Genomic DNA, 8,133 nt, shown 5'->3' on the forward strand with positions numbered 1-8,133 from the left:
GAAGCTGTCGGGCAGTCGCGGCGGCAACACGGGCATGGGCATCCTGGTCGAGTTCCGCCGCCGCCCTCATGGAGTACGCGAATTGCGGGAGCACGCAGGCGTGACCGTACAGCCTGACCAGCCTTCACGATCTCCACGGTCAATACGCGAAGGAAACCTGATCGGGCGACAGGCGAGCTGTGGGCAGATTCGAGTCCAGGTAGTCGCGCTCGGCCACGTACGGCGGCCGTGGACGATCCTGGGACTGTGGTGATCAGCCGGCGCGGCGGTAATGCAGGGCCACTACACCATTGCGCATCGGCTTCGCCGAGAGCAGTTCGAGCCGGCGCGTGCTGGGCAGCCCGCTCTGGTACAGGGTCGGGCCGTGGCCGGCGATCCGGGGGTGGAGGAGCATCCTGTACTCGTCGATCAGGTCCAGCCGGTCCAGTTCGGTCGCGAGGTTGCCGCTGCCGAGGAGGACTCCGGCCGGGGTTGCGTCCTTGAGCTTCTGCACGCCCTCGCGCAGGTCGCCGGCGATGTGGTGGCTGTTGGTCCACGGGAAGTCCGTGCGCGTCGACGACACCACGTACTTGGGTTTGGCCTCCAGCTTGGCCGCCCACTCCCGCATGGCCGGCGGTGCCTCCTGGTCTCCGCGGGCGACGGCCGGCCAGGCACTCTCCATCATCTCGTAGGTGACCCGACCCCACAGCATCGCCCCGGCCTCGTCCATGAGTCGGGTGAAGAAGGCGTGCGTCTCGTCGTCGACGACCCCCTCCTGGTGGTCGGCGCACCCGTCGAGGGTGATGTTGAGGCCAAAGGTGAGCAGTCCCATGGCCGGCGAGTCTAACCTCGCACGCCGTGGCACGGGGCGCGACATGCGATGCGATACCGGCGTCCACGACTACCACCTGACCCTGAAAGGGATCATGCGCGCCGCCGGTACCGGCGGGTGCTCAGCATGCCTTCGACAGCGTCGGCCAGTTCGGACAAGCAGCCGGCTCATTCGCGGCTCGTCCCAGGTTCCGTCGGGCAGTTCCCATTCGCCGTGGTCCGTGTCGACAGTGCGGAAGCCCCGCCGGCGTAGCTCGTCGAGGATCGTGGTCTTGCCCACGCCCGACATGCCGGTCACCGGTACCCGCGCCACGTCCGTAGGGTGGCGAGGGAGCAGACACGAGTCAGAGCCTCCGTCGCGGTCGTGTCGGGGGAGTGGCACGGATCGAGGCGATGCTGATGGCGGGGCCCACGGGGACGCCGGCCATCGAGCGTGGCCGTCCCTCGTCAGCCTGGCGGGGCAACTGCCAGGGATCGCACCCCGACGGACGCCGGTCGCCCCGGGTCGGCGCGACGTCCGCCCGCCAATGACGCCGGCATGAGCCTGGTGTCGGCATTCGTGCCGATCTGGATTCTCACCGTGGTCGGCTACGCGGCCTGCCGGTGGGGTCTGTTGGGCGAGGCGGGGGCGGCGGTGCTCGGCCGGTTCGTGTTCCAGCTGGCGATGCCAGCGGCCCTGTTCCTGGCGCTGTCCCGGATGCCGCTGTCCGGGTTCGCCGTCCGCCCGCTGGTCGCCTTCGCGGCGAGCACCGCTGTGGTGGTCGGGTTCGGATGGTTCGGTGCGAGCCGGCTGTTCGGTCGCAGGCCCGGGGAACGACCCATCTGGGGCATGGCCGCCGGGTACGTCAACTCGGCGAACCTCGGCATCCCCATTGCCACCCAGGTACTCGGCGACGTGGCCTTCCTGGCGCAGGTGGTGCTGCTACAGGTACTGGTGGTGGCACCCGTGATCCTGGTCGCACTGGACCGGCACGCCGACCCGGCCGGGCGGATACGGGTCCGCCGGATCGCCTCCCTGCCGGTACGTAACCCGGTGATCCTGGCGTCGCTGCTCGGTGTCGCCTGTTCGGCTGCCGGTCTGCGGTTGCCGTCGGCGGCCGACGCGACGCTGACTCTGCTGTCGGGCGCCGCAGCTCCGGCCGCCCTGGTGGCGCTCGGCGCGTCGCTGCATCACACGACGCCGTCGCGCGCCGAGCGGGCCGCGCCGGCTGGTCGGGCCGCGCCGGCCGAGCTGGCCGTGATCACCGCGCTGAAGCTCGTCGCGCAGCCGGCCGTCGCGTACGCGGCAGGGCTGGCCCTGCACCTGCCCGCGCCGCAGCTGCTCGCCGTGGTGGTGTGCGCGGGCCTGCCGACGGCGCAGAACACCTTCGTCTTCGGCCAGGAGTACGGCGTCGGCGAGGCGGTGACCAGCCGCGCCGTGCTGCTGACCACGACACTGTCGCTGGCCACCCTGGCTGCGGCAGCGTCCCTGCTCAGGTAGGTCCGTCGACGGAGACGTCCGGTAACTCCACCAAACCCGGGGAACATCAACCGCTCCACCACAGCGGGGGGGGGGGAACTCACCTTCGTGTAGAACCTCCGACGCGGACACTACGAACTCGGACTCGATGCCCCACCCGTGACCCGGGTGGCCGCCGCGTTCACCGAACTCGCCCGAGCGATCTGACCAGGCCTCCTGACGCGGCCCGGCGTGCCCCGACCCGCCAACGCAACAGCACCAGCGACAGGATGTGAAGTATCCCACTCCTTGTTATTCTCTGCTCTCTCAGAGTGACGATGGGTTGGTGGCCGCGTTCGTCGCTCTGGCTACTATCCGCTTCTTGCTGGGCACAGACCGCAATCGATGATCGCTGGAAGGCTTGGTTGTTACCGAGAGTTACCTCTTGGGTTGGCATTCCGCTCCTTCGCGCTGTCGCGCGTCGTTGCATTCGTACGGTAGGTCCGGCATGCTGGCTCCTGGTCAAACGTTGAAGTGCCGTAAGCCACGTGCGCCAAACTAATGATCAAAGGCGATCGGTAAAGCGGATCATCCTGTTCGTATCGGTTGGCCTGCGGGTGCGCGGGCGAATGTCTCTCGGGTGAACTTCATGTTCATTCTCCATGCGCCCCAAGGTTGGCGTTCGCTGGGTGGGTGGCTTAATGGTGCGTGTTCGGTGGCAAGCGGCTTCGAAGAATGTGAAGAATCTGTTTCGGGGGATGTCGTGCGGGTTGGTTTATGCTGCTCATAGCCCTGAAGAGGTTGACATGACGGCTGGGTCGTCGTGCTCGCCGAAGATGTTGCGGAGTCGATCGGGGGCGTCGGCCGAGCTGCCTGATTGGTACAGTAACAATTCGCTGATCGACGTTCTTTCCAGTGGAAGCGGCGTGCCTGCACAAAGGTTCGTCGCGGACGCTTTTCCAGCGTTGTTCGGTTTGGTGCCGAAATGGGGACCGGCCGCGCTGCGGCGAGAACAGCGAACTCACTCTGATTCCACGCCGGGCGACAGTAGAGGAAAGCTTGCGGCCGTGCAAGTATTCGGCGCGCTACCTCGGACGAGGCTGGTGACTCGGTGTCGCGACGTGCGAGAGCCGCAGCCGAAACGGCTCCAGCTGGCAGGCGGAACGCGGCACGCCTGGCAGGCAGGAGCGGCGGAAAGGGGCCTTCCTTCGGGTGGGGGACCGTCGATGACCGACGTCCGGTCAGCACGGCCTCCCGGTGCCACGGCTCCGACCTGGCCTGAGGGCGGGCCGGCGCTGTGATCATCGAGACGAGGCACACCGACCATCTGTTGAGCACCACCCCGGCGGTGCGCCGCAAGCTCGACCTGAACCGCCCGGTGGAGCACGAGGTGCTGGCGACCTGCCTGCGGATCGCCTCGTACGCGCCGTCCCCCGGCAACGTCCAGGCCTGGCGCTGGCTGGTGCTGCGGAATCCGGAGCAGCGCGCCGGGCTCGGCGCGCTGTTTCGGGAGGCGGGTACGGAGTACCTGGATGGAATCCGCGCACGCCTGGGTGCTAACGCACGTATCGGCACCGCCGCACGGGCGATCGACTCGGTCCAGCACCTGCTGGACGTGATCGACCAGGTGCCGGTACTCGTCGTCCCGTGCCTGATGGGACGGTCGCCCGGCCGGCACGCCGAGGCGTCGGCGTACTACGGCGGCATCTGGCCGGCGATCTGGAGCTTCCAACTGGCGCTCCGTTCGCGCGGCCTCGGCACCGTCCCGACCACGCTGCACCTGCGCCACGAGAAGAAGGCCGCCGCGCTGCTCGGCCTGCCTCCCGACGTAACGCAGATCGCGCTGCTCCCGGTTGCCTACACCACGTCCACCGACTTCCGGCCGCCGAAACGGACACCCGCCGCAACGCTGACCTATCTCGACACGTGGGGCACCCCGATGGAAGAGAGGTAGGCGCATGCCGCACGCCGTCCTCTTCGCCGGTCAGGGCACCCAGGCCAAGGGCATGGGTGAGGAACTGTTCGACCGGTTTCCCGACGAGGTCTCCCGCGCCGACGACCTCCTCGGCTACGACATCGTCAGGCTCTGCGTGGAGAACCCCGACAACCGGCTCGACGACACCCGCTACACCCAGCCCGCGTTGTACGTGGTGAACGCGCTCGCCTACCTGGAGTCGCTCCGTCAGGGCGAGCCCGCTGGGGACGTGCTGCTCGGGCACAGTCTCGGCGAGTACAACGCGCTGCTCGCCGCCGGCGCCTTCGACTTCGAGACCGGGCTCCGGCTCGTCATGCAGCGCGCCACCCTCATGGCCGAGCAGCAGGGCGGCGCGATGCTCGCCGTGGTCGGCCCGACCCTCGACCAGCTCACCGCGCTCCTCGCCGAGCATCAGCTCGGCACCGTCGACATCGCCAATCGGAACACCTCGCACCAGAACGTTCTGTCCGGTCCCGCTGGCGACATCGACCGCGCACAGGCGGTGCTGACTGGGCCGGGCGTCCGAGTGGCCCGGCTGCAAGTGTCCGCGGCCTTCCACTCGCGCTACATGCGGCCCGCACGGGACGAGTTCGCCGCGTTCCTCAAGGGTTTCCGGTTCGCCCCGCTGACCCGCACGGTGATCGCCAACGCGACCGCCCGCCCGTACGCCGACGCCGCCGTGGCCCGGACCCTCAGCGACCAGATCGCTGGCGTGGTGTCCTGGTCCGACAGCGTGCGACTGGTGTTGCGTCACGTGCCCGCCGACGACTTCCGTGAGGTGGGCGGAGCCGGTCTCCTCACCCGGATGGTGCGCCAGATCGCCGCCGACGCGCCGCCGACGGGCGGCACCTCGCCGACGTCCGCCACGCCGTCGACGGCCGGTGTGACACCGGTCGCCGACGGTCCGCGCCACTACCGGTTGTTCGGTGTGGCGTACGCCGGCGGCGACCAGCGCTCGTACCACCCGCTCGGCGAGCACAGCGAACACCTGGAACTGTGCCCCCTCGAACGGCCGGGACGCGGGCGGCGTGCCGGCGAGCAGCTGCTCTGGGACGTCGACCCCGTGGTCGAGGACCTGATGGCCCAACTGCGGGTGCAGCTCACCGAGCCGTACGCGCTGTACGGCCACAGCCTCGGCGCTCGGCTCGCGTTCCTGCTCTGCCGCCGGATCCGCGCCGAAGGTCTGCCCGCGCCACGCCATCTGATCGTCTCCGGCGAGTGCGGTCCCTCCATCCCGAGCCGGGAAAGCGGCACCTGGCGACTGCACGGGGACGCGTTCTGGCAGCGCCTGGACCTGCTCGGGGGGATCCCCGCGCAACTGCGCGACCACCACGACCTGATGGCCTACTACGAGCGCATCCTGCGTGCCGACCTGACCCTGCTGGGCCGGTACGAGCACCGCGAGGAGCGGCCGCTGAACCTGCCGATCACCGCGCTGACCGGTGACCGGGAACCCTTCACCGATACGGAGATCGACGCCTGGCAGCGCGAGACCACGTACCGGCTGACCAGGCACCGGCTTCCCGGCGACCACTTCTTCATCCGTCAGCAGTGGCCGACGGTGGCCGCGCTGATCGACCAGGCGGTCCTAGGGACCCGCTCGCGCGACTGACTTCTGCACCACCCGAGGAGGAGACACCCGTGTCCGACACCCTGACCGCCCAGCTCAGAGCCTACATTGAGCGCGAGTCGCTGTTCGTCTTCGGCGACGAGATCACCGAGGACAGCGACCTGTTCAAGGCCGGCGTGCTCGACTCGTTCGGCTACATCTCGCTGATGGCACACGTCAAGGACGAGTACGGCGTCGAGCTCACCGACAACATGCTCGACGACGTCATGGTCTCGCTGTCGAGCATCGTGACGTGGGTCGAGGCGAATCGCGCCGCACCGTTACAGGGCCGGTAGGCGCCAATGTGCGGCATCGCCGGAATCTATGGCGGCGACCGGGGCCCACAGGGGCACCGGGAACTGATCCACGACATGCTCCGGCAGATCGAGCACCGTGGCCCCGACGGGGCCGGCTGCTACCTCGACGACCGGACAGCCATGGGCACGGTACGGCTGAGCATCATCGACCTCGCTGGCGGTGACCAGCCGGTGGGCAGCGCCGACGACCGCTGGTGGCTCTGTTACAACGGCGAACTCTACAACTACCGCGAGTTGCGCGACGCACTCCGTCTCCAGGGTGTCCGCTTCCGCACCGAGTCGGACACCGAGGTGGTGCTGCAGGCATGGATCGCCTGGGGACGAGACTGCCTGCCCCGGTTCAACGGTGCGTTCGCCTTTGCCGTGTACGACTCGCTGACCGGCGAACTGACCCTGGTACGCGACCGCCACGGCAAACGCCCGCTCTTCGTCGCCCGGCATGAGGGCACCTGGTTGTTCGCCTCGGAAATGAAGGCGTTCCTGGCTTACCCGGGCTTCCGCTTCGAGTTCGACCCCGGTCAGCTCGCCTCCGTCTTCGCGACCTGGACACCGCTGCCCGACCAGTCCGGTTATCGCGGGATCGAGCAGGTGCCGATGGGGGAGTGGCTGAGCCTGCGCGGTGACGAGACCCGACGCGGCCGGTGGGCGACGCTCGACCTCGTTCCCGACCCGGCTCCGGCCACCGAGGACGAAGCCGTCGAACTGATTCGCGCGGAGCTCTCCGCCGCCACGGACCTGCGGCTACGCAGCGACTTCGAGGTAGCGGTGTACGCCTCCGGCGGGCTGGACTCGTCGATCATCGCGCACCTGGCGGCGGGGCGGCAGGCCGGCCCGCTGCGCACGTTCTCGGTGCAGTTCGAGGACGCAGAGTTCGACGAGTCGGCCGAGCAGGCCGTGCTCAGCGAGCACCTGGGCACCCGACACACAGCGGTCACGGTACGCGACGACGACGTCGTCGAGGCGTTTCCCGACGCGGTACGCCACGCCGAGGTTCCCGCGTTCCGCACCGCCTTCGTCCCGATGTACCTGCTCGCCGAACAGGTACGCGAGGCGGGCATCAAGGTCGTGCTCAGCGGTGAGGGCGCGGACGAGGCGTTCCTCGGGTACGGCATCTTCAAGGACGTTCTGCTCCTGCGCGAGTGGCACGACCTGGACGAGCAGGCCCGGCTGAGCCGGATCGCGCGGACCTACCCGTACCTCGCCCACTTCACCGCCGCCGACGGGCCCCGCCGGATGCTCGGCCTGTACCAACGCTTCACCGAGGAGCACCTTCCGGGGCTCTTCTCGCACCAGATGCGCTTCCAGAACGGCCGTTTCGCGGTCCGACTGCTGGCCGGCGCGACCGACCCGTTCGGCCCGGTACAGCGACTCGTCGCGGAGGAGCCCGGCTACGCCGACCTGCCCGCCGTGCAGAAGGCCCAGTGGCTCGAGTTCCACACCCTGCTCGCCGGCTACCTGCTGTCCACCCAGGGGGACCGGATGGCGCTCGCGCACGGGGTGGAGAACCGCTGCCCGTTCCTCGACCCCGGGGTGGTCCGGCTCGCCGCCTCGCTCAACCACCGCTTCGGAGACCCATTCGATGAGAAGTACCTGCTCAAGCGGGCTTTCGGTGACTATCTGCCGGGTGCCGTGGTGAGCAAGGGCAAATTCCCGTACCGGGCGCCGGACAGCGCGATGTTCGTCCGCGCGCAGCCCGGCTACCGGGATGTCCTGGGCGACCCGGACACCCTCGACGCGATCGGCGTGCTCGACCGGCGGTTCGTCACCGCACTGGTCGACCGGATCTTCGACGGTCCGGCCGAGCGTGTCGGCACCAAGGAGAACCAGGCCTTCACGCTGCTCGCCTCGACGTACTGGCTGCACCACTGGTTCGTTCGCGGACAGGCCCGCCGGGCCGGTTCGCTCCGGGCCGGGATGCGCGTCGTCGACCGCCGGACCAGCAGCGCCGAGCGAGCCTGAGCCACGGGTGGGAAGGCAAGGACCG

Annotated in this window: 6 protein-coding genes; 5 read left to right on the top strand and 1 reads right to left on the bottom strand. The window is 69.0% G+C overall.

Going from position 1 to position 8,133, the window contains the following annotated elements:
• Positions 1 to 253 precede the first annotated feature (253 nt).
• A complete protein-coding gene (locus Q2K16_RS00245; RefSeq protein WP_302742736.1) occupies positions 254 to 811 on the bottom strand; it encodes a dihydrofolate reductase family protein in 558 nt (185 codons plus the stop codon).
• A gap of 537 nt (positions 812 to 1,348) precedes the next feature.
• Here Q2K16_RS00245 and Q2K16_RS00250 point away from each other — a divergent pair.
• The 5 genes from Q2K16_RS00250 to asnB all read left to right on the top strand — a co-directional run bounded on the left by Q2K16_RS00250 (position 1,349) and on the right by asnB (position 8,108).
• A complete protein-coding gene (locus tag Q2K16_RS00250; protein WP_302742738.1) occupies positions 1,349 to 2,290 on the top strand; it encodes an AEC family transporter in 942 nt (313 codons plus the stop codon).
• Positions 2,291 to 3,545: 1,255 nt separating this feature from the next.
• Complete coding sequence (locus Q2K16_RS00260; protein ID WP_302742740.1) at positions 3,546 to 4,202, top strand: nitroreductase family protein; 657 nt, start codon at positions 3,546 to 3,548, stop codon at positions 4,200 to 4,202.
• A 4-nt stretch (positions 4,203 to 4,206) separates the two neighbouring features.
• On the top strand, positions 4,207 to 5,835 hold the full coding sequence (locus Q2K16_RS00265) for a thioesterase domain-containing protein (RefSeq protein WP_302742742.1): 1,629 nt from the start codon (positions 4,207 to 4,209) through the stop codon (positions 5,833 to 5,835).
• Between the two features lie 29 nt (positions 5,836 to 5,864).
• The gene (locus tag Q2K16_RS00270) at positions 5,865 to 6,128 is read left to right on the top strand and encodes an acyl carrier protein (protein ID WP_302742744.1); all 264 of its coding nucleotides are present in this window, start codon (positions 5,865 to 5,867) and stop codon (positions 6,126 to 6,128) included.
• A 6-nt stretch (positions 6,129 to 6,134) separates the two neighbouring features.
• Positions 6,135 to 8,108 (top strand): asparagine synthase (glutamine-hydrolyzing), encoded by a 1,974-nt coding sequence (asnB, locus tag Q2K16_RS00275; protein WP_302742745.1) that lies wholly within the window; start codon positions 6,135 to 6,137, stop codon positions 8,106 to 8,108.
• The last annotated feature ends 25 nt before the right edge of the window (positions 8,109 to 8,133 follow it).

The organism is Micromonospora cynarisoli (assembly GCF_030518815.1).
Taxonomy (GTDB): domain Bacteria; phylum Actinomycetota; class Actinomycetes; order Mycobacteriales; family Micromonosporaceae; genus Micromonospora; species Micromonospora wenchangensis.

Bases quoted from the DNA above. Each gene is read 5' to 3' on its own strand.
- Q2K16_RS00265 (WP_302742742.1), top strand. From the start codon at position 4,207: ATGCCGCACGCCGTCCTCTTCGCCGGTCAGGGCACCCAGGCCAAGGGC.
- asnB (WP_302742745.1), top strand. From the start codon at position 6,135: ATGTGCGGCATCGCCGGAATCTATGGCGGCGACCGGGGCCCACAGGGG.
- Q2K16_RS00250 (WP_302742738.1), top strand. From the start codon at position 1,349: ATGAGCCTGGTGTCGGCATTCGTGCCGATCTGGATTCTCACCGTGGTC.
- Q2K16_RS00245 (WP_302742736.1), bottom strand. From the start codon at position 811: ATGGGACTGCTCACCTTTGGCCTCAACATCACCCTCGACGGGTGCGCC.